Raw genomic sequence first — 20,698 nt, 5'->3', positions numbered from 1 at the left:
GCGAGCACGGTAGGTGGGTCTGCTACAGGTCGGCATACAGCGCCGATATATTTGGCACTCGATCGGCGGTCCGGGTCGCCGGGCCGGCGTCCACGGTGCTCCACGCTCCGAACCAGACAGTCGGGGGTCAGGTGAGTCTCCGGTACCAACTGCTCGGACCACTCCGGATCGACGACGGCCGGCGCAGTGTGCCGATCGGACCGCAGAAGCCGCGCGTGATGCTGGCCATGCTGCTGCTGTCGACCAACGAGCGGGTCTCGCTGGACCGGCTCGTCACCGAACTGTGGGAGCGGCCACCCCGCTCGGCGGTGGCCAACCTCCGCACCTACGCCAGTGGGCTGCGTCGACTGCTCGGCGACCTGGACGGTACGCCGGACGGCGGTAAGCGGCTGCTCACCAACGCCTCCGGCTACCTGCTGCGGATCGACCCCGAGGAACTGGACGTGCACCACTTCAGGGTCGGTGGCGAGCGGGGTCGGTCGGCGCTGGCCGACGGCGACTTCGGCACCGCCATCAGCCGGTTCCGTGCGGCGCTCCGGCTGTGGCGTGGCCGGCCGGCCGAGGACGTACGCCCCGGTCCCGACCTCGCGGCCCGGCTCACCCTGCTCGACGAGCAGTACCTGACGATCGTCGAGGATCTGATGGAGGCACGACTGGCGGTCGGCGAGCACGGCGCCGTGCCGGCCGAGCTGCGGCTGTTGATCGCCGCCCATCCCTTCCGGGAGCGGCTGCGCCGCCAGCTCATGTTGGCGCTGTACCGCTGCGGTGACGCCCCGGCGGCACTGCGGGTCTACACCGAGACCAGGGCGACCTTCGCCGACCAACTGGGACTCGAACCCGGTGCCGAGCTGTCCCGGCTGCACGTGGCGATCCTGCGCCGGGCCCCGGAACTGTCCCCACCGCAGCCGCCGTCCCGGACCGACGTCGTCGGCGTACCTGCCCCGGTCGGCGTGGTCGTGGCCGCGCCGGACGGTGTGGCCGCTCCGGCTGGCGTACCGGCTGCTCGTGGGCCGCGCCGGGAACCGGCGGAGCCGCCCCGCCAGCTGCCGGCCGAACCGGTCGCGTTCGTCGGGCGTACCCAGGAACTGGCGACGATCGCGCGCCTGCAGGAGGCCGCCGCCACCGCGCGGCCCCAACCGCGCACGATCGTGCTGCACGGGCCGGGTGGCATCGGCAAGACGACCCTGGCGGTACGGGTGGCGCACCTGCTCGCCGACCGATTCCCCGACGGTCAGCTCTACCTCGAACTCCATGGCGGCGGCGGTGGGCTGCCGCGCGTCGACCCGTTGCACGCGCTCGGCCGGCTGCTGCGCGCGCTCGGCCTGCCGGCGGCGGCCGTGCCGACGGAGCTGACCGAGGCGGCGGCGCTGTTCCGCTCGGTGACGGCGACGCGGCGGCTGCTCGTCGTCCTGGACGGTGCAGCCGGCGTGCAGCAGGTCCGCTCACTGCTGCCGGCCGGCGCCGGTTGCCTGGTCATCGTCACCTGTCGGCGGCCGATGAGCACGCTCTGGGCCGCCCGGCTCCGGCTGGGGCAGCTCAGCGTCGCGGAGGGGGTCGAACTGCTCGACCTGCTCGCCGGCGACGACCGCGCGGTGGCGGATCCCGTCGCCGCCGCCCGGCTGGTCGCGCTCTGCGACGGCCATCCGCTCGCCCTGCGGATCGCCGGAGCCCGGTTGGCGGCCCGGCCGGACTGGCCGCTGGCCGTACTCTCCGACCGGCTCGACAACGAGCGGGTACGCCTCGACGAACTTCGCGCCGACGACCTGGCGATCCGGTCCAGTTTCGGGGAGACGTACCGCGAACTCAGCGACGGTCCGAACCCGGACGACCGGGCCGCCGCGGCGGCGTTCCGGCTGATGGCTCTGCTGCGGATTCCGGAGATCCCGTCCCCGCTCGCGGCGGTCCTGATCGGCACCTCGCAGCGGCGTGCGCTGACCCTGCTCGACCGACTCGCCGAGACGCACCTGCTGGAGGCGGTCGAACCGACCCGGTTCCGGTTCCACGGCCTGCTCCGGCTCTACGCCGAGGAACTGGCCGAGGAGACCGACCCGGCGGCGGACCGGCGCTCCGCGGTGCGGCGGGCGCTCACCGCGTACCTGACGACCGCCATCCGGGCTGGACAACTGCTGCGTCCGCACCGGTCCGACCGGCCCGTCGACCCGCCGGTCCTGGCCCAGTTGCAGACCATCGACGACGCGCTGCCCTGGCTGGAGCGGGAGCTTCTCGGCCTCTTGGCGGCGGTCGGACAGGCGTTCGACGCGGGCCCGGAACTCGCCCGGCTCTGCGTGCAACTGATGCCGCCGGTGGCCGGCTGGCTCCAGAAGGGCGGCCGGTGGGCCGAGGCCGACACGCTGGTCGCGGTCGCCGAGAAGGCGGCGTCGATCGTCGACGATCCGGCCGAACAGGCCCGGGTACGCATCATGCGCGCCACCCTGCACTGGCATGCCGGCCGGCCGGAGCAGGCCCGTGCGGAGCTGGAGTCGGTGCTGCGGACGTGGCGCCGGTTGGGTGACCGGGAGGGAGAGGGGCGCGCCCTGCAGGCCCTCGGGTGGTTCCACCACCGGACCGGCGACCTGTCGGGGGCGGCCGCGCTGATCGGCGCGGCGGTCGAGATCCTCGCCGAGGGCTACCCGGGGTGGCTGGCGGTCGCACTGCACAACCTGGCCGAGGTCGAGTTCGAACGGTGCGACTACCAGGCCGCCCGGCGGCACCTGGACCGGAGCCTGACCATGCGCCGCGAGCAGGACGATCCGGCCGGCGAGGCGATCACCCTGGTGGCGTTGGGCCGGACCTACAGCCAGCTCGGCCGGCACAGCGAGGGGCTGGCGGCGTTGACGGCGGGGCTACGGCTGTGCCGGCGGACCGGCAACCGGGAGGACGAGTGGGAGGCGTTGCTGAGCCGCTCCGAGGTGCACCTGCGGCTCGGCGACGCCCAGCGGGCCCAGCCCGACGTCGAGGAGGCGCTGGCCCTGGTACGCGAGATCGGCGACAGCTACGGCGAGGCGGCGGCGGTACGTCAGCGCGGCCGGGTCCTCGGCCGGCTCGGTTGGGACGCGCGGGCGCGCGAGTGCGGGGTGCTCGCCCAGGGCCTGCTCGACCACCTGCCCCGGCGCCGCGACGGAGTGCTGGAGACCTTTCTCGTCCGCCCTGGTCAGCCGACCGAGGTCGACGTCGACGTGCCCAGCGGCAGGTACCCCTCGGCCTGCATGCCGAACAGATCGGCGTAGACCCCGCCGGCGGCCATCAGCTCGGCGTGCCGGCCGGACTCGGCGACCTGCCCGCCCCGTAGTACGACGATCAGGTCCGCGTCCCGCAGCGTGCCCAGCCGGTGCGAGATCAGTACGCTCGTCCGCCCGGCCCGGTACGCCCGGAGCCGCAGGTGGATGTCCCGCTCCGCCTCGGCGTCGAGGCCGGCACTCGGCTCGTCGAGGATGAGTACGTCCCGCGCCGGGGGCAGCACCGCCCGGGCGATCGCCACCCGCTGCCACTGTCCTCCGGAGAGCAGTACCCCGTTGTCCTCGGGATCGCCGTCGAGTTCGAACGTCCGGGACAGCATGGTGCCGTACCCCCTCGGTAGGTCGCGGAGCGTCTCGTGGATGCCGGCGCGCCGGGCGGCGTCCTCGATCCTGCCCGCGTCCTCGGCCCGGACGTCGTCGGGCCCGTCGACCGGTACGTCGCCGAGCCAGATGTTCTCCGCGGCCGTCAGGTCATAGGTCATGTAGTCCTGGAAGACGGCCCCGACGCGGGCCCGCAGTTCACCGAGTGCGAGTTCCCGGATGTCCACGCCGTCCCAGAGGACGGCGCCCCGGGTCGGGTCGTAGAACCGGCAGAGCAGCTTGACCAGGGTGGTCTTGCCGGCGCCGTTGTGGCCGACCAGCGCCACCGACTGTCCACTCGGGATACGCAGGTTCACCCCGCGCAGCACCCACGGATGCTCCGGACCGTAGCGGAACCAGACGTCGCGCAGCTCGATGCCGTCCCGCAGGGCCGGCACCGGCAGCGGCCGATCGGGTTGCGGCAGGTCCGGCGCGCAGTCGACGACCTGTTCGTAGTGTTCCAGCAGCAGCATCGCCTGGTGCACGGACGCGATCTGCCCGACCATGGCGGCGAGCCCGCTCTGCACGCCGGCCAGGGCGGCGATGAAGACGGCGACGTCCCCGACGGTCAGCGCGCCGGACCGGGCGGCGAGCACGGCCCAGACCAGGCCGCCGCCGGCGAGCACTGCGCTGGATCCGGCGAGGAGGCCCTGCACCCGCAGTTCCCGGCGGCTCTGCGCCCGTCGGGCGAGACCGGCCGAGGTCAGCTCGCGGAGCATCCGACGGCGGAACACCGGACCCAGCCGCAGCAGCCGGACCTCCTTGGCGGCGGAGAGGTTCGTCAACAGGCCCGCGTAGAACATCTCCCGCCGCTCGGCGGGGCCGATCTCCCACAGCATCGTGGCCCGCCGCCGGCTCAACCGGACCTCCGCGAGCAGTGCCGGCGCACCGCTCGCCGCGACGAGTCCGGCCAGCACCGGGTTGAGCACGGTCAGGGCGCCGAGGAACCCGACCACCAGCACCGCCGCCTGGACCAGGCCGAGCAGCCCGTCCACACACCGGCTGGGTCCGTCCCGCCCGGCCTGTTCGGCCAGTCGTATGGTGTTCTGGAACGTCGGCTCCTCCAGCCGGCGTAACCCGGTCAGCCGCTCCGTTCCGCCGTACAACTCGTCCAGGGCGAGAAGTCCGGCCCGGCGGCCGACCTCCGTCCGCAGGTACTCCTGTAGATGCGGCACGAGGGCCATCGCGATGGCGGCGACCGCGAGGGCCACGGCCACCCCGAGGATCGCGGTGCCGGGTGGACCGACCAGACCGTCGAGGACGAGCTTGGTGAGCCAGGCGATCAGCACCGGAAGGGCACCGATGACAGGCGTCAGCGAGACGTACGACACCAGGTTGGCCGGGCCGCCCCGCCAGGCCGTACCGATCGCCCGTCTCGTACGGGCCAGTCCGATCATGAGGGTGAACCTAGGGACGGCGGCTCCACGATTGGATACAGCGGCGGTACATGCGCAGGTCGAGTGGGCTCGTCGGCCTTCCGCCGGACGGGTTCGGCGGGGCGGGGCCGATCGGCGGTGACGTTTCGAACAGGAGGATGATCAATTCTTGACGGGATTCTCACAGTCGCTGAGGATCATCGCCAATCCGGACGAACAACTGGTAAGAGGGCATGGTCATCTACAGTGCGGAACGTCTCCGCAAGATCCGCGTAGTCGTCACCGGCGGCGGTACGGGTGGACACACCTATCCGGCGCTGACCACGATCCGTACGCTGCGGGCCCGGCTAGCCGTGGCCGGAACCGAACCGGAACTGCTCTGGGTGGGTGTCGCCCAGGGGCTCGAGGCCAAGGTGGCCAAGCAGGAGGGCATCCCGTTCAAGGCGATCGTCACCGGAAAGTTGCGTCGTTCGCCGAATCTGCGCGAGTTGGGCCGCAACGTCGCCGACGCCTTCCGGATCCCGCTCGGCATCCTCCAGGCGGTCATGATCGTGCTCCGTACCCGGCCCGCCGTGGTGCTCTCCACCGGTGGGTACGTCTCCGTCCCGATCGGGATCGCGGCCTGGGCGACCCGCCGGCCGCTGGTGATGCACGAGCAGACCCTCACCGTCGGGCTGGCGAACCGGATCCTCGCCCGGATCGCGACCCGGGTCCTGCTGAGTCACGAATCCTCGGTCGAGCACCTGCCCGAGCGGGCGAAGAGCCGGGCGGTGGTCACCGGCAACCCGGTCCGACCCGAGATCCTGGCCGGCGACCGTGGCCGGGCGCTGGCCGCCTACCGCTTCGACCCCCAACTGCCGCTGGTGTACGTCACCGGCGGTGCCCAGGGTGCCGTGCAGGTCAACAATCTGATCGCCGAGATCCTGCCCGACCTGCTGCCCGGTTGTCAGGTACTGCACCAGTGCGGCGAGTACTCCTTCGAACGGATGCGGCAGCTCGCCGACGGCCTACCCGGGCACCTGCGGGAGCGGTACCGGGTGGTCGACTACGTACACGAGGACATGCCGGACGTGCTCGCCGCCGCCGACATCGTGGTGGCGCGCAGTGGCGCCGGCACCGTCGCGGAACTCACCGCGCTCGGTAAGGCGTGCATCTTCATCCCGCTGATCCCCACCGGGGGTGACGAGCAGCGGCAGACCGCGCGGCACCTCGCCGAGGCGGGCGCGGCCAGGATGGTCGCCGGCGCCGACGCCACCCCCGCGCGCCTGCGGGAGGAGATCGTGACGCTGCTCCAGTACCCCGACCGGCGCCAGCAACTGGCTGACGCGGCGTGGCAGCACGGCCGCCCCGACGCGGCGGCGGCGGTCGCCACCGCGCTGATCGACGCGGCCGGGCGGTACGGGTCGTGAGCGGTCCGGGTGCGCCCTGGCCGGACCAGGACGCACCCGGACGAGCTACGCCTCTTCGGCCCCTGCGGCCGGGTCGGACTCCGGACCCTCGGCGGGATCGAAGACGATCCGGCACCGCAACTGCCGGAACCCGGTCCGTTCCAGTTCCGCCAGCACCCTCACCCGATGGGCGTCCACGTCGGCGATAACCTCCAGGGCGCCCTCGTCGGCCAGCAACCGGACCGCGTCGGCCAACAGCTCACCCCGAACGGCCTGGTCGAGCAGGCCGAGGTAGACCAGGAGCGGATAACAGGCGTCCCCTGCCGTACCGGCCAGGCCGACCGGCTCCCCGGCGTCCAGCGCGACGCGCCAGTTCCCGGCCGGGCCGCCCAGCCAGGCCAACGGATCGGTTGCCAGGTCGACCCCGGCCACCGCTCGCGCGATCTCCACTCCGGTCAGCACGTCCGGCTCGGCGATCCGGGCGACCAGGGCGTTGATCTCCGATGCGTCGGCGGCCGGGCGGAAGGTGTACCGCCCGGAGGTCGCCGGCAGTGGCGTGCCCGTCCAGGAGCAGCGGACCCGTTCGGCCCGCTCGACCAGTCCGACGATCCGGGCCGCCGCCATCGGCGCCTCGACCACGGCCAGCACCTCCGGCCGGCGCCGCCAGTGCGCCGGCATCGAGGCGTGGTACGGCAGGGGACCGCCGAAGGCCTCGTGTGCGGCGCGCAGCAGTGCGGCACCCACCTCGGGCTCGGCGGCCAGGTCGAACCTCTCCAGCCAGGGTGCGCCGGCGGAACCGGGCGGAAGGAGCCAGGCCGCCCGGCCGACCACCCGGTCGGACCGGAGGGCGACCCAGGTGTTCTCGGGTCGGTAGCCGCCACCGGCGATCCCGTCGGCGTAACCGACCTGGCGCAGTTGGGGCAGCGGATCGGGCATGGACTCGAACAGATTTTCCTCGCCCGCGACGAGCGGGCGGATGACCAGATGGGCCATAGGGTGATCCTCCGGGCAGCGAGCGCCCCGGTCAGATCCGCGGAGACGCCGGTGCGCGGAGGGGGCGCAGAACATCGGACATTGTTCTGACCTCCTTCCAGCTCGATGGCGTGCCTGGCAACTTACTCGTCGTACCCGTCCGTCGCAACAGCCGGTGTGCGGGGGTGCGGGATCGGCGGCGACCCCGGGACAGCCCCGACCGGAACTACCGGTGTCCCCGCCGGTCCGGTGGCCGCCAACCGGGCCCGAAGCGAATGGAGGTCCTCGGCGGCGAGCCCGGACGCGCGCAGGTACGCCTCGACGTCCAGACCCGCGAGTACGGAGTGCAGTGCCTCCTCGACCGTGGTTCCCCGCCGGACCAACCGGGCGGTGACCACGTCGCCGTGCACCGCGTGTGCCTCCGCGAAGTAGGGCTTCAGGCGTTCGGCGCTGAGCGTGTAGTCGGCGACGATCGCGTCGGGCGTCACGCCGGCGAGTGCCAGCAGGAGCAGCGACAGCAGGCCGGTGCGGTCCCGGCCGATGCCGCAGTGCACGACGACGCCGCCCGGACCGGCGCGCGCCACCGCGGCGACCGCCGCGACGCAGCGTTCCGGCTTGCGGTCGAGGAAGGGCCGGTAGTAGAGAGGCGTTCCGTCGGTCTCGTCGTCGATGCAGCGGTACCAGAAGTCGGTGTCGGCCGGGTCGTCGAGCGGCACGTGCAGCACGTCGATTCCGGCGGGGCGTGCGGTGGACGTCGAACGCTCGTCGTCCTCGCGCAGGTCGATCACGGTCCGGATGCCGTAGTCGTGCAGGGCGGCCCAGCCGTCCGGGGTGAGCCGGTCGAGGTTGTCGGCCCGGACGACCGCACGCCACGGGGTCGTCCGGCCGTCACCGGTCGGCAGCCCACCGAGGTCGCGGACGTTGAGGCAACCGGCCCAGTCGAGATGTCGCTCGATCACCACGCGAGCGAGGGTAGCGGAACCCCACGACGACACGGCCACCCGTCCGATGCCGGTACGTCGGCGCGGTGCGATCTGATCGGCGGGACCACTGCGGCGCCATGGGGGTGGCAGGCAGGAGCCGTGGGCAGTCAGGACGCGGACAGGGCCTGCGCCACCCGGTCGAGGGCGGTTTCGAATTCCGCAGCCGGTAGGTGGCCGAAGCCGAGCCGGAACACCTGGTCGGACTCGCCGAACCACGATCCCGGGGCGACCCGGGTGTCCCGCTGCGCGAGGGCGGCGTAGAAACGACGTACGGCCTCCGGGTCGAAGCGGTCGGCACGCAGCCGCAGGCAGCAGAGTGCTCCGCCGTCCGGACGGAGAAACTCCACCGCATCCGCCTGGGTGACCGCCCACCGGTCGAGCGTCTCCAACGCGGCCGTCAGCGCTACCCGGCGTGCCCCGAGAATGCGCTCCTGTTGCCGGAGCACCTCGGCGGCCAGCAGCTCGTCCACGCCCGAGCAGGTAACCAGCGAGTTGAACTTCGCGACGCGCAGCTCCTCGTGCAGCGCCGGGTCGGTCGTGGTCAGCCAGCCGATCCGCAGTCCTGGGGCACCGTGTGACTTCGACAGGGAGGAGCAGGTCACGATGCGGGGCGCGAGCCGGGCCGTCGACCGGGGCACCGGAGCGTCGCCGTAGCCGGTCTCGCGGTAGGTCTCGTCGACCAGCAGGACCGCGTACGGCGCGACGACGTCGATCCGCTCGGCGAGTACCCGCAGCTCCTGCTCGGTGAAGCGGATCCCCGACGGGTTCTGCGGCGACGCCAGCGACACGAGCCGGGTGGTCGGGGTGAGCGCTGCCGCGATGGCGTCGACATCGAGGCGGTAACCGGCGTCGAAGGTCAGGGCGACCGGGGTGATGTCGACGTCGAGGGCCTCGAGGACGGTCCGGGCGGGCGGGAAGCAGGGCGTCGCGAGGACGGCGTGATCTCCCGGCCGGCAGAGCACGAGAGCCAGGAGAAACATCGCCGTGCTGCCACCGGCGGTGACGAGGACCTCCGCCGGATCGACACCGACCCCGGCGGCGATGAGCGCGCGCAGTTCGGCGTCGCCCCCGGTGGTGCCGTAACCGATCTCCAGCTCGTCGAGCCGGGTGCGGACCCGCGGGGAGAGGAGTTCCCCCAGCCGCAACGGCGGACAGGTGCTCTCCGCGAGGTCGTAGGCGACCGCCCGGTCCACCAGGCCCGACATGGGTGCGGGTGGGAACCGTGCGGGGCGCCTGTTCTCCGGGCCTCGTGCGAGAGTGGATTTCGTTGCAGTGGCCATGTCTCGATGGTCTAGGGGCCTCGGGGTGCCCACCAGGCCCAATTCTTGACAACTGGTCTGCGTGCAACCAGTTCGGATGGGACCGGGCTTCCGCCGGGCGGTCGAGGTTCAGCTCGCGCCGCCGCTTCGACCGCGGTATCCACTGGGGTATCTGCTCAGTCGGGCGTAGATGTCGCCGGAGCGACCGAAGGGGCGGAAGAAATCGAGTAGCCGCACGAGTTCGGTGGCGTCGAGCCAACGGTCGCTGGCGAAACGCATGCTTTCAACCGGTGAATAGTTGTAGCGGTACCCGCCGGCCCCCGTACCAAGTTCGTCCACAATGGCGAGAGCGGTGAGGCTCCTTTCGTGTGCCGAGGGAATGTATTCGAAGGACAACGCGCGTAGGGGTCGGCTGAGGCCCTCCAGGACGTTGGCCTCGAAACCCTCAACGTCAATCTTGCAGAATGACGGCATACCATGGACCGCGATGAGGCTGTCGAGGGTCGTGACGTTCACGTCCAGGGCGCGGTCCCACCTCACCTTGGCGAAACTACGATCCGTCGCGACCGACCCGATCCACTCCGGCGACATCGTCGACACTGTCGGAGTCGCGGTGGACAACGCCATTCTTGCCCGCCCGGCCTGCGCCCCGAGAGCGACGGGCACGACCGCGACCTCCCCGTCCTGGCGGAAGGCCCAGCGCAGGATCCGTAGACAGTCGGGCTGCGGTTCGACTGCGACCACCCGCGCACCGAGTCGCCGCCAGGTCCGTACCCGACTTCCGACGTGGGCGCCGATATCGAATCCGAGTTCTCCCGGTCCAAGGAATTGACCGTAAAGCCGCAGTGCCCGTCGATGCATGTGTGGTTGGCAGTGGTAGATGAGGAGGGATCGAATAATGCCCCGGGCCCGAGAGAGCATGCAACGACCGTACCAGTGCCGATTAGCGTTCATTTCGCGATTCGCCCAGGCGGGTCGCGCAGTCTCCTCGGCCTGCTGATTTTGTCGACGAGGCCCCGGCTGCGCCGACGCCGGTTTGCTCCCTCCGCCTGGCTGCCCGGCCGTAGTGTGGATCGGGTGAAGGACGCCCGGCTGCCCCGCCGGCTGTTGCTGACCGGCGTCGGCGCGACGGCGGTGGTGGCGGCCCTGCCCGGTTGCGGGGCGGGCACGTCCAAGGCGCCCGCACCACAGACGGCGGGCTCGCCGACATCCCGGCCCCCGACCCGGTCCCGGTCGGGTGGGGAGGCCACGCTACGACGCAAGATCGCCAGCCTGCTCGTGGTCGGTTTTCGGGGTGAGAAGCTTGCCGGCAACGACTGGATCATGAAGGCGGTCCGGAACGGACTCGGCGGCATCATCCTCTTCGACCGGGATCTGAAGACGAACGCGCCGCGCAACATCACCTCGCCGGCGCAGGTCACGGCACTGGTGAAGAGCCTGCGACAGGCCGCACCCGGGCGACTTCTCGTCTCGATCGACCAGGAGGGCGGCCAGGTCAGCCGGCTCAACCCCGGCAACGGCTTTCCCGCCACGAGGTCCCAGGCCGAGATCGGCGCCGCGAACTCCACGCCGACGACCCGGACCTGGGCCCAGCAGATCGCCCACAGCCTCACTTCGATCGGCGTCAATCTCAACTACGCGCCGGTCGTCGACCTGAACCTGAACCCCGGTAACCCCGCGGTCGGCAAGCTCGGGCGTAGCTTCTCCGCCAACCCGGACGTCGTGATCAAGAACGCGACCGAGGAGGTCCAGGTCCACCGCGCCGCCGGAGTCAGGACCGCCCTCAAGCACTTCCCGGGCCTCGGCACCGCGACCGGCAACACGGACTTCGCCGTCGTCGACGTCAGCAAGACCTGGCAGACCAGCGAACTCGAACCGTTCCAGAGGATGATCGAGGGCGGTAACGCCGACTCCATCCTGGTCGCCCACCTGCTCAACAAGCAGCTCGACCCGAGCCGGCCGGCGTCGCTGTCCCCGGCGATCGTGACGGACCTGCTCCGGGGCAGGCTCGGCTGGAAGGGCGCCGTCGTGAGCGACGACATGCAGGCGGTCGCGATATCGAGCAAATACGGCCGCGACGAGGCGGTCGCGATGGCGCTGGAGGCCGGTGTCGACGTGCTCGTCTTCGCGAACCAGCAGGTGTACGACCCGAAGATCGTCGACGAGACGGTCGACAACGTCGTCAACCTGGTCCGGAAGGGGCGGCTGACCGAGGCGCGGATCGACCAGTCGGTCGCCCGCGTCGACGCCCTCCGTCCGAAGCGCTGACGGTTCCGGCCCGCGCCGTCCGCGTCCGCGGAGGTACCAACCCCTGCTACCGGGCGCCGCCGACATCCACCGAGCCCCGGCCGAAGGCACGTCCTTCCGACCGTGGTCGGCCGGGCAGCCGGACCGGGTTCCAGGGTCGGGATGCCCGAATGAGTTCGGGTCCGTTCCCATCGTCGCCGCCGCCCGTGCCGATGACATCACCCGGGCGGGGTGAACGACCGCCGCGCCCTACCGTGGTGGGTCAGAGTTCGAACAGGTCGGCCAGGGCGGCGCCGAGCCGGGACATGCTCGCGCCGGTCACCATCCCGACCCGCTCCACGGCGACCGCGGCCGGGATGCGCCGTACCCGGTTCACCACGACGACCCCGGCCATCGGGTCCGGTTCGGCCAACGGGATCACGAACGGTGGCAGATCGGTGTGGTTCGCCTGGCGGACGATAGGGGCGCAGTACGGCGCTGCCGACGGCCGGTCGTTGTGCGCGTCGCCGGACAGCACGATGACCCGGTACTTGGCCTGCTGAGCGGGGTCGCCGATGGTCCAGATCTCGCCCCGGTTCACGCCGCTCCCGCCAGGTCCGACCAGCCGGCGTCGACGTTGTCGGCGTACCGGTCGAATCTGTCGAGTTCGTCCCGGACGTCCGGGTTGGCCGCCAGCCACTCCTCGTGTCGGCGGGCCGCCGCCCGGATGGCTTCCCGTCGTGCGGCGCGGTCGATCCAGGCGGACAGGGACAGGCCGTCGTGCTTCGCCGCCTGGCGGGCCCGGGCGAGCGTGTCGGGGTTCAGACTCAGCGTGACCTTGTCTGCCATACCGCCGATGGTACGCCCGGTGGTATTTGCGGTGGTATCGGATCGCCGCCGGGCGCCTACCCGGGTGCCGACCTGACCGCCGGGCGAGCGCCGCCGGGCGGGACGGATCCGGTGCCCGGTGGGCCGGGATTGCCCGGTCGCAATACCTAGAACTACTATGCATAGGAGTTCTAGGGTTAGGCGGAGACATGCACATCACCAAAGACCTCGTCGCGGCCTCGGCGACCCCGCTCGTGCTGGGAATCCTGGCCGAGGGGGAGAGCTACGGCTACGCGATCCTCAAGCAGGTCAACGAGCTGTCGGGCGGGCAGCTGGAGTGGACCGACGGCCTGCTCTACCCACTCCTGCATCGTCTGGAGCGGCTCGGGCACGTCGATTCGGCCTGGGAGACGCCGCCCGGCGGACGCCGGCGCAAGTACTACCGGATCACCGACCAGGGCCGGGCCGAGCTGGCCGAGCAGCGCCGCCAGTGGGCCGCGGTCGTCGACGCCCTGCGGGGCGTGTGGAACGCGACCCAGTCCATCAAGCCGATCACGGCACCGGCCTGGGAGGCGGGATGACGGCCGCCGGCAACGACTACGACCTGGAGGGCCAGATCGCCGAGTGGCGGGCCTACATGCACCGCCGCCGGGAGCTGCACCACACCGATGCCGAGGAGCTGGAGGACCACCTCCGCAGCCGGATCACCGAGCTGACCGAGGCGGGCCTGCGGGCCGACGAGGGTTTCCTCATCGCGGTCAAGCGGATGGGCAGCCTCGACGATCTGTCGCGGGAGTTCGCCCGCGAGCATTCCGAGCGGCTCTGGAAGCAGCTCGTACTGCCCAGGGAGCCGGACGCGCCCACCGCCGCCCGTTCCCGTCGGGAACTGCCGGTGATGGTGCTCTGCGCGGCCGTCGCGGCGCTCGCCATCAAGGCGCCGAACGTGTTCGGACTCGACATGTCGGACGACGACGGCTTCTATGCGCGGAATCTCAGCCTCTTCGCGCTGCCGGCGCTGGCCGCCTACTTCGCCTGGCAACGCCGGGTCGGCCTGCCCGTCATCGGGGTGCTCGCGTCGCTGTTCGTCCTCGGCGCGGTCGCCGCGAACGCGTACCCGATCGCCGACGACTCGCAGACCATCGTGCTCACCGCGATCCACCTGCCGCTCGCGCTCTGGTTGGTCGTCGGCGTCGCCTACGTGGGCGGTGACTGGCGTTCAGACCGGCGGCGGATGGACTTCGTCCGGTTCACCGGGGAGTGGTTGATCTACTTCGTCCTCCTCGGACTGGGCGGCGGCGTACTCACCGCCTTCACCGTGGGCACCTTCCATGCCATCGGCCTCAACATCGAGGGATTCATCGAATCGTGGCTGCTGCCGTGCGGCGCCGTGGCCGGGGTCATCGTGTCGGCGTGGCTGGTGGAGGCCAAGCAGAGCGTGATCGAGAACATGGCGCCGGTGCTGACCCGCGTCTTCACGCCGCTCTTCGTGGCCGCCATGCTGGCCTTCCTGGTCGCCATGATCGTGACCACCAACGGCATCGACGTCGAGCGCGACGCGCTGATCCTCTTCGACCTGCTGCTCGTCATCGTGCTGGGCCTGCTGCTGTACGCCATCTCCGCCCGTGACCTCACGGCCCGGCCCGGTCTCTTCGACCGCCTGCAACTCGCGCTCGTCGTCAGCGCCCTGGTCATCGACGTCCTGGTGCTGGTGGCGATCACCGGCCGGATCACCGAGTGGGGATTCAGCCCGAACAAGACCGCAGCGTTGGGCGAGAACATCATCCTGCTCACCAACCTGGCGTGGTCGGCCTGGCTGTTCCTCGGTTTCGTGCGGGGTCGCATGCCGTTCGCCCGCCTGGAACGTTGGCAGACCCGTTACATGATCGTGTACGCCGCCTGGGCCTGGACGGTCCTCCTCGTCTTCCCGCTCGTGTTCGACTTCGCCTGAGCCACTGGCCGGGGCACCGTCACACCGACGGCCAGCCACCCGCCGTGTCGGCCCGGTCGGGGGACCGGGAAACGGCGCCGGGACCACTTCCGGCCCGTTTCCCGGGGCCCGAGGGAACCCGCGCGTCCAGTGCGCGGAGCACCACCTCGCCGACCTCGGCCGAGGGCCACCGGCCGGCGATCCCGGGCCGACCCGCGAGATAGCCGGTGATCCGCGCCGGGGTCCAGCCGTGGGCCTCGTGCAGGCCGCTCGCGATCATCGCGAGGTATCTCGGCGCCGGTGGGGCCCATTCGACCTCGGCCGCGTGCCACGGCGCGGTGAAGGTCAGCAGCGGATGGCCGTCCCGGGTGCCGGCGCAGACCAGCGTCTCGTACCGGCCCGGACCGAGGCACACGCGTCCCTGTGCCACCGCCTCCTCGAGCAGGTCCAGGTCCCGGCCAGGCGGCTGGTACATCTCCTGGGTGGCGATGTCGGCGAACTGCCCCGCCGTGATCAGGTACCCGCGGGCCGCCGCCCGGCCGGGGAGTTCGGGATCGTAGAAGGCCATCCCACCCGTCCAGGCCATGGATTCCAGGGCGAAGTAGATGCCGCCGGGCAGCATGACGGGGACGGTACGACGAGGCGGCCGGCCGTCGCGGCAACCCGGGTAGCGGCGAAGTCCCCCCTCCGGTCGACCTCCGGCCAGGTAGTACCGCAGCCGGGCGGCGTGCATGTTCGACCCGTACGCCACGTACCAGACGAGGGCCCGCGCTTCCGTTCCGGGCCCGTCCGGCTCACTGGGCGATCTCGGCCCGGGCGGCATACCGACAATGATCTCACCGTGCGATCGGGTCCGGAGTGGACCCGTGACAGCCGGTGCCGTTGCGGCCCGTGCTGCCGGCCGGAACGCCGGGAAAGCCTGGCGTATGGTGACTTTCGTGGGGGACGAGGGGTTCCGGATCGGGATCGACTTCGGCACCTCCAACACCGCCGCCGTGCTCGCCTTCCCGGACGGCCGGGTGCGGCCGTTACTCTTCGACGGTTCGCCGCTGCTGCCGTCGGCGGTGCACGCCGATCCGCTGGTCGGGTTGCTGGTCGGCCGGGACGCCACCCACGCGGCGCGGGTCCGTCCAGACCGGTTCGAGCCGCACCCGAAGCGCTGCGTGGATGACGGTGCGGTGTTGCTCGGCGAGGCACGGGTGCCGGTCACGGACCTGATCGCCGGGGTACTGCGGCGGGTCGCGGCCGAGGCGTCGCGGGTGGCCGGCGGTGCGGTACCCCGAGCGGTGCTCACCTGCCCGGCCGGTTGGGGAGCACGGCGGCAGGAGGTGCTGGGCAGCGCCGCCCGGGACGTCTTCGCCGACGTGGTCCTGGTTCCCGAACCGGTCGCCGCGGCGACCTACTTCGTCGCGGTCGCCGGCCGGCGGGTGCCGACCGGTTCCTGTCTCATGGTGTACGACCTGGGCGCCGGCACGTTCGACGCCTCGGTGGTGCGCCGTACCGGGGAAGGGTTCGAGGTCCTCGCCATTCGTGGTCTGGATGACGTCGGCGGTTTGGACATCGACGCGGAGATCGTCGCCACGCTCGGGCACACCTATCGGGCGCGGGACGAGGACACCTGGCGGCGACTCGTCGAGCCGCAGGACCAGTCCGACCGACGCGCGTCCCGAACCCTCTGGGAGGACGTTCGCGCGGGCAAGGAACTGCTCTCCCGGGCCGCCCACACCAGCGTGCACATCCCGCTCTTCGATGACGAGGCGCCGGTCGGCCGGGAGCAGCTCGACCGGCTGGCCACCCCGATCCTGGCACGGACGGTCGCGGCGAGCCGCGCGGTGCTGGACGCTGCCGGGGTGGCACCCGAGGAACTCGCCGGGCTGTTCCTGGTCGGCGGGGCAAGCCGGATGCCGCTCGCCGCCGCCCTGCTGCACAAGCAACTCGGGATCGCGCCGACCGTGGTCGAGCAGCCGGAACTGGTCGTCGCCGAAGGCGGCCTGCACACCCGGGCACCGGCGGCGGCACCGGCTGGACCGGACCGGATCGGCGTACCGCCGCCGGTGCTGCCCACGCCGTCGCCGAGCCCGCCCGTTCCGGCCGACGACCGGCACCGCGACGCCGGCCCCGGTACCCGCTTCCGGTTACGGCTGCGGCGCCGGCTGACCGCCGTCGCGCTCGCCGCTACGGTGCTGGCCGGCGCCGGTGCCGCCGTCATCGCGGAACAGCTCTCGGATCCCCCGTCGAACGATCTGATCGCCGTTCCCGAGCCACTGCGGGAAGACTGCCGGGGTGGCGATGACGCCACGATGCCCGGTGCGGCCAGGACCCTGCTCTGCCGCGACCGGCAGGGCCAGCAGGCAACGGTCGGCCTGTTCACCGATCGGGAGGCGGTCGAGAGCGCCTACCGGCAGGCGGTACGCGAGGCCGGGGTGACTCCGGGGGAGGGCGACTGTGCCACGGCGGCGACGGGCGAGCACCGATATCCGGCCGCGGGTACGGCCACCGGGCGCGTCCTCTGCTACACCGGTGCGGCCGGACGCACCAGCATCGTCTGGACCGATGACCAGGGCCACACGATCACCCGGGCCGAGGCGGCGAGCCAGGACGCCGGGCGGACGCTGCGCGAGGCGTGGCTGGCCTGGACAGCGGCGCCGGCATTTCCCACCCGTGAGGAACGTGACCTGATCGACCTGCTCGCCGCCGTCGACTGCCGCCGTGCACCCGTCGGCGTTCTGGACGACTTCCCCGGTGCGCTCGCCGGAGTGGAGTGCAATCCGCAGGGGGTCGGCGCCCGTACCGCGTCGTACTTCCGGTTCGGCACGGTGGCCGAGTTGCGATCGGCGATGGATGGTCAGGCCGCGGCGGTCAAGGCGCCGACCGGCACCGACTGCGCCGACGGCACCGCGCCCGGCTTCCTCGGCACCCGTCGCTACGACCTGCGCAGCGTCGAACTCGGCGCGCTGCTGTGCCACCCCGGACCACAGAGCAGTCTGGTACTGCAATGGAGCGTCGAATCCCTGCTGGTCGCCGGCAGAGCCGTCGGCGCCGACGCCACGGGCCTGGCCGCCTGGTGGCGGGTCTATTCGGGCCCACCGGTGGCCAGGACCGTCGAGGCGGTCAACGGTCAGGCCGCGCCGCCATTTCCGACCGCCGCCGAGAGCGAACTGCTCACGCATATCCCGCAACGATCCAGAACGAACTGTATCCGGCCGTCGGGCGAGCAGATCCGCAAGAACGTCGGCTCGGAGCCGGTCGTCGCGATCGTCTGTGGGCCCACCAGTGGCGCCCGGGTCGTCTTCTACTACCGCTTTCCGGATCTCGCGGCGATGCGCAGAAGCTACGGCAGCGGTCGTACCGGCGGCGCCGACTGCACGAAGCAACCGCGAAGTTTCGCGGGGGAGTCCTCCTACCAGCGGGGGCGCGTCTCGGGCCGGCTGCGGTGCGGCAGCGACGAGTCGGGTAACCGGTGGCTGGAATGGACCACCGACGAACTGGCCATCGCGTCGTTCGCCTTTCAGGGCGGCGATCCCGCCGCGATGATCGACTGGTGGCGACACGACGCCGGTCCCGCCTGACCGGCACCGCGTCCGGGATCAGCCCAGGACGGAGCCGCTGATGTTCGCGGTGCCGGACCCCGAACTGCTGCCCCGGCTGGTGGTCAGGACCTGCCCGTTGAAGATTCCGACGAGGCTCACGTCACCCTGGCGGTACTTCACGAGCAGGCTCCACTCGTGCCGTCTGCCGTCGGCCGGCACATCCACCGACTGCCGCCATGGCAGGCGTACCGACCGTCCCTCGGTGGCCTGGCCGTCGAGGACGTACGTGAACGAGTCGATCCGGGCGTCGCCGGTCGCCGTCAGCACCAGGGTGTGCGGCTGCCGTGCCGGCGCCGTCGAGGTCGCGTCGACCACCGGACCGGCCGTGGTGACCGTGGGAGTGGGCGAACCCGTCGATGGCGCGGGGCCGTTGTCGCAGCCGGCGACCAGTGCGGTCAACAGGACTGCGCCCGCCGCCAGCGAACGTACGGCAGACAGCATGGATTCCATCTTAGTCAGCGATGATCGGTTCACGGCAAGCGCGTAGATCGCTCGGGCGTCACCTGTGGCCGGTCCCGGGGAGCCCGTTGCCGGAAAGTTTCCGAAATCCGACGGTGTCCCGACCGGCACTGTCGCGACGGTGTGCCCGGCGCGTCAGCTGATACGGGCACGGCTCGCAGCCGGCCACAGCGGGTCGAACGCGTCGTCGGCAGGTCGGACATCGGCCGGTTTGCCGTGGTCAGCGCCGACATCCGCTGATCGACTCGTGACGACCGGCGAGAAGGGCCGAGAGTGCCGAGGCGGTATTGACATGTTTCGCTTTCTTGCTGAAAACTTAACCGGGTCGACATCTGTGATCTTCGATCGCTGCCGACGCCTCCATCACCTACCCGGAAGGGGAGCCCCAGTGATCAGCAGCTCGGGCCGCTCAAGGATCAGTTCGACGGTCGCCGTGTTGGCGGTGGCGGCGGTCGCGGTCACTGGAGCGGTGACGGTAGTAGCGAGGACGGCGATCGCCGAGGCCGCCGCGGTGGAGAGTGTGGTCGCGGCGGACAGTGTGGTCGCGGCGGCGTCCGTTGAGGACGAGGGTGCGGACTGTGCGGTGTCGGTGCCGGGGTCGTTCGCGTCGAATTCGAGGTTGCCGGATCCGTTTGTGCGGTTGAACGGGTCGCGGATCACATCGAAGGCGGATTGGCGGTGTCGTCGGGCGGAGACGCGGGAGTTGGCGGAGCGGTTTGTCTATGGTGACAAGCCGGCGAAGCCGGCGTCGGTGTCGGGGACGGTGTCGAGTTCGAGTATTTCGGTGAGTGTGTCGCAGGGTGGTCGGAGTTCGAGTTTCTCGGCGAGTGTGCAGCTGCCGAGTGGGTCGGGTCCGTTCCCGGCGGTGGTGGTGTTGGGTGGGTTCGGTGCTGATACGGCGGCGATCCGGGCAGCGGGTGCCGCGGTGATCAATTATGACCCGTATGCGGTGGGTCGGGAGGGTACGCCGCGGAATAACAAGCAGGGTGCGTTCTACAGCATCTACGGGGCTACGAGCAGTACCGGGTTGTTGATGGCGTGGGCGTGGGGGGTCAGTCGGATCATCGACGTGATCGAGCAGTCGGGTGGGAACATCCTGCGGGCGGATGCGACGGGGGTTACGGGGTGTTCGCGGTTTGGTAAGGGTGCGTTCGTGGTGGGTGTGTTCGATCAGCGGATCGCGTTGACGATGCCGATCGAGTCGGGTACGGCGGGTGTACCGATTCTTCGGGGTGTTCCGGGGGAGGGCGCGCAAAGTTTGAGTAGCGCGTACGGGGAGCAGCCGTGGTTCGGTGACGCGTTCGGGTCGTACACGGGTAACCCGAACAACTTGCCGGTGGATACGCATCAGATGGTGGGGATGGTGGCGCCGCGAGGTTTGTTCATTATGGACAATCCGCATATCGCGAATCTCGGCCCGAGGTCGGCGAGTGTGGCGGCGTTGGGTGGTGCGGAGGTGTACAAGGCGTTGGGTGCGGGAGAGAACATCACGTACTGGTCTGATGTTTCCGACGGCACGCATTGTGCGAATCGGGCTGAGTGGCGGACTCCGTTGCAGCAGAATATTCAGAAGTTCCTGTTGAAGACGGGTAACGCGGCGGGTGCGATGAGGATTTCGAGTCGGGCGGCGGGGAACCTGTCGCAGTGGCGGGACTGGCAGACCCCGACCCTGTCCGACGGCCCGACCAACCCGCCCACCGGCAATCCGACCGTCACACCGCCGACGACCCCACCCACCACCCCGCCGACCACGTCACCCACCACACCTCCGACCACTGGGCCGACGACCCCACCGACCGGTGGTGCCTGCTCGGCGTCGGTGTCGCTCAACCAGTGGACCGGTGGCTTCGTCGCGACGGTACGGGTCAGCGCCGGCTCCGCGCCGGTCAGCGGCTGGACGATCTCCATGACTCTGCCGTCGGGTACCAGCGTCACCAACTCCTGGAACGTCAACCGTAGCGGGACCAGCGGTGCGGTCCAGTTCACCAACGTCGGGTACAACGGCTCCATCGCGGCTGGCCAGTCGACCGAGTTCGGCTTCCAGGGCACCGGTAGCGGCACGGGGCTGAGCCCCACCTGCACCGCCAGCTAGTT

General features: G+C 71.1%; 16 protein-coding genes. 7 read left to right on the top strand and 9 right to left on the bottom strand.

The genetic code is table 11. From position 1 onward, the window contains the following. The first annotated feature begins 131 nt into the window (after window positions 1-131). Window positions 132-3,227, top strand: coding sequence for an AfsR/SARP family transcriptional regulator (locus H4W31_RS35075; RefSeq protein WP_192770528.1), 3,096 nt, complete (start codon window positions 132-134; stop codon window positions 3,225-3,227). Here the strand turns inward: H4W31_RS35075 and H4W31_RS35070 are convergent. After that, window positions 3,152-4,993: an ABC transporter ATP-binding protein gene (locus tag H4W31_RS35070; protein ID WP_192770527.1), complete on the bottom strand. Its 1,842-nt coding sequence runs from the start codon at window positions 4,991-4,993 to the stop codon at window positions 3,152-3,154. The genes H4W31_RS35075 and H4W31_RS35070 overlap by 76 nt on opposite strands. 212 nt (window positions 4,994-5,205) lie before the next feature. On the opposite strand from H4W31_RS35070, the gene H4W31_RS35065 reads away from it, so the two are divergent. After that, window positions 5,206-6,381: a UDP-N-acetylglucosamine--N-acetylmuramyl-(pentapeptide) pyrophosphoryl-undecaprenol N-acetylglucosamine transferase gene (locus H4W31_RS35065; protein ID WP_192770526.1), complete on the top strand. Its 1,176-nt coding sequence runs from the start codon at window positions 5,206-5,208 to the stop codon at window positions 6,379-6,381. 45 nt (window positions 6,382-6,426) lie between these two features. Here the strand turns inward: H4W31_RS35065 and H4W31_RS35060 are convergent, their stop codons facing one another. From H4W31_RS35060 to H4W31_RS35045, 4 genes are all read right to left on the bottom strand, one after another. Then, complete coding sequence (locus tag H4W31_RS35060) at window positions 6,427-7,353, bottom strand: acetyltransferase (RefSeq protein WP_192770525.1); 927 nt, start codon at window positions 7,351-7,353, stop codon at window positions 6,427-6,429. A gap of 122 nt (window positions 7,354-7,475) precedes the next feature. After that, on the bottom strand, window positions 7,476-8,294 hold the full coding sequence (locus H4W31_RS35055) for a tyrosine-protein phosphatase (protein ID WP_192770524.1): 819 nt from the start codon (window positions 8,292-8,294) through the stop codon (window positions 7,476-7,478). Window positions 8,295-8,422: 128 nt separating this feature from the next. Beyond that, entirely contained in the window at window positions 8,423-9,520 is a 1,098-nt protein-coding gene (locus H4W31_RS35050; RefSeq protein ID WP_225945843.1) for a pyridoxal phosphate-dependent aminotransferase, read from the bottom strand. Window positions 9,521-9,703: 183 nt separating this feature from the next. Beyond that, window positions 9,704-10,435 (bottom strand): FkbM family methyltransferase, encoded by a 732-nt coding sequence (locus tag H4W31_RS35045; protein ID WP_225947513.1) that lies wholly within the window; start codon window positions 10,433-10,435, stop codon window positions 9,704-9,706. A gap of 216 nt (window positions 10,436-10,651) precedes the next feature. Between H4W31_RS35045 and H4W31_RS35040 the strand changes: the two genes are divergently transcribed. Beyond that, window positions 10,652-11,842, top strand: coding sequence for a glycoside hydrolase family 3 N-terminal domain-containing protein (locus H4W31_RS35040; RefSeq protein WP_318783582.1), 1,191 nt, complete (start codon window positions 10,652-10,654; stop codon window positions 11,840-11,842). 241 nt (window positions 11,843-12,083) lie between these two features. Here H4W31_RS35040 and H4W31_RS35035 read toward each other — a convergent pair whose 3' ends face one another. Continuing rightward, complete coding sequence (locus H4W31_RS35035) at window positions 12,084-12,401, bottom strand: type II toxin-antitoxin system PemK/MazF family toxin (protein ID WP_192770521.1); 318 nt, start codon at window positions 12,399-12,401, stop codon at window positions 12,084-12,086. Then, the gene (locus tag H4W31_RS35030; RefSeq protein ID WP_192770520.1) at window positions 12,398-12,649 is read right to left on the bottom strand and encodes a hypothetical protein; all 252 of its coding nucleotides are present in this window, start codon (window positions 12,647-12,649) and stop codon (window positions 12,398-12,400) included. The genes H4W31_RS35035 and H4W31_RS35030 overlap by 4 nt, the downstream gene beginning before the upstream one ends. A 188-nt stretch (window positions 12,650-12,837) precedes the next feature. On the opposite strand from H4W31_RS35030, the gene H4W31_RS35025 reads away from it, so the two are divergent. Both H4W31_RS35025 and H4W31_RS35020 read left to right on the top strand, forming a co-directional pair. Further along, window positions 12,838-13,209 carry a PadR family transcriptional regulator gene (locus H4W31_RS35025; RefSeq protein WP_192770519.1) on the top strand — a complete coding sequence of 124 codons (372 nt, stop codon included), beginning with the start codon at window positions 12,838-12,840 and terminating at the stop codon, window positions 13,207-13,209. After that, window positions 13,206-14,576 (top strand): permease prefix domain 1-containing protein, encoded by a 1,371-nt coding sequence (locus H4W31_RS35020; protein WP_192770518.1) that lies wholly within the window; start codon window positions 13,206-13,208, stop codon window positions 14,574-14,576. The genes H4W31_RS35025 and H4W31_RS35020 overlap by 4 nt, the downstream gene beginning before the upstream one ends. Before the next feature lie 19 nt (window positions 14,577-14,595). Here H4W31_RS35020 and H4W31_RS35015 read toward each other — a convergent pair whose 3' ends face one another. Further along, window positions 14,596-15,378 carry a histone deacetylase gene (locus tag H4W31_RS35015; RefSeq protein WP_225945842.1) on the bottom strand — a complete coding sequence of 261 codons (783 nt, stop codon included), beginning with the start codon at window positions 15,376-15,378 and terminating at the stop codon, window positions 14,596-14,598. Window positions 15,379-15,493: 115 nt separating this feature from the next. Here H4W31_RS35015 and H4W31_RS35010 point away from each other — a divergent pair, with 115 nt between their 5' ends. After that, on the top strand, window positions 15,494-18,124 hold the full coding sequence (locus H4W31_RS35010; protein ID WP_192770517.1) for an Hsp70 family protein: 2,631 nt from the start codon (window positions 15,494-15,496) through the stop codon (window positions 18,122-18,124). An 18-nt stretch (window positions 18,125-18,142) separates the two neighbouring features. On the opposite strand, the gene H4W31_RS35005 is transcribed toward H4W31_RS35010, so the two are convergent. After that, a complete protein-coding gene (locus H4W31_RS35005) occupies window positions 18,143-18,586 on the bottom strand; it encodes a hypothetical protein (RefSeq protein ID WP_192770516.1) in 444 nt (147 codons plus the stop codon). Window positions 18,587-18,851: 265 nt separating this feature from the next. Between H4W31_RS35005 and H4W31_RS35000 the strand changes: the two genes are divergently transcribed. After that, window positions 18,852-20,696: a glucuronyl esterase domain-containing protein gene (locus H4W31_RS35000; RefSeq protein WP_404825650.1), complete on the top strand. Its 1,845-nt coding sequence runs from the start codon at window positions 18,852-18,854 to the stop codon at window positions 20,694-20,696. The last annotated feature ends 2 nt before the right edge of the window (window positions 20,697-20,698 follow it).

Source organism: Plantactinospora soyae, from assembly GCF_014874095.1.
GTDB lineage: Bacteria > Actinomycetota > Actinomycetes > Mycobacteriales > Micromonosporaceae > Plantactinospora > Plantactinospora soyae.
This window is presented reverse-complemented; position numbering and strand designations above follow the sequence as displayed.

Coding starts and splice junctions, on each gene's coding strand:
- H4W31_RS35070 (WP_192770527.1), bottom strand. CDS start 4,993: ATGATCGGACTGGCCCGTACGAGACGGGCGATCGGTACGGCCTGGCGG.
- H4W31_RS35065 (WP_192770526.1), top strand. CDS start 5,206: ATGGTCATCTACAGTGCGGAACGTCTCCGCAAGATCCGCGTAGTCGTC.
- H4W31_RS35060 (WP_192770525.1), bottom strand. CDS start 7,353: ATGGCCCATCTGGTCATCCGCCCGCTCGTCGCGGGCGAGGAAAATCTG.
- H4W31_RS35050 (WP_225945843.1), bottom strand. CDS start 9,520: ATGTCGGGCCTGGTGGACCGGGCGGTCGCCTACGACCTCGCGGAGAGC.
- H4W31_RS35045 (WP_225947513.1), bottom strand. CDS start 10,435: ATGCATCGACGGGCACTGCGGCTTTACGGTCAATTCCTTGGACCGGGA.
- H4W31_RS35030 (WP_192770520.1), bottom strand. CDS start 12,649: ATGGCAGACAAGGTCACGCTGAGTCTGAACCCCGACACGCTCGCCCGG.
- H4W31_RS35025 (WP_192770519.1), top strand. CDS start 12,838: ATGCACATCACCAAAGACCTCGTCGCGGCCTCGGCGACCCCGCTCGTG.
- H4W31_RS35020 (WP_192770518.1), top strand. CDS start 13,206: ATGACGGCCGCCGGCAACGACTACGACCTGGAGGGCCAGATCGCCGAG.
- H4W31_RS35015 (WP_225945842.1), bottom strand. CDS start 15,378: ATGCCGCCCGGGCCGAGATCGCCCAGTGAGCCGGACGGGCCCGGAACG.
- H4W31_RS35005 (WP_192770516.1), bottom strand. CDS start 18,586: ATGCTGTCTGCCGTACGTTCGCTGGCGGCGGGCGCAGTCCTGTTGACC.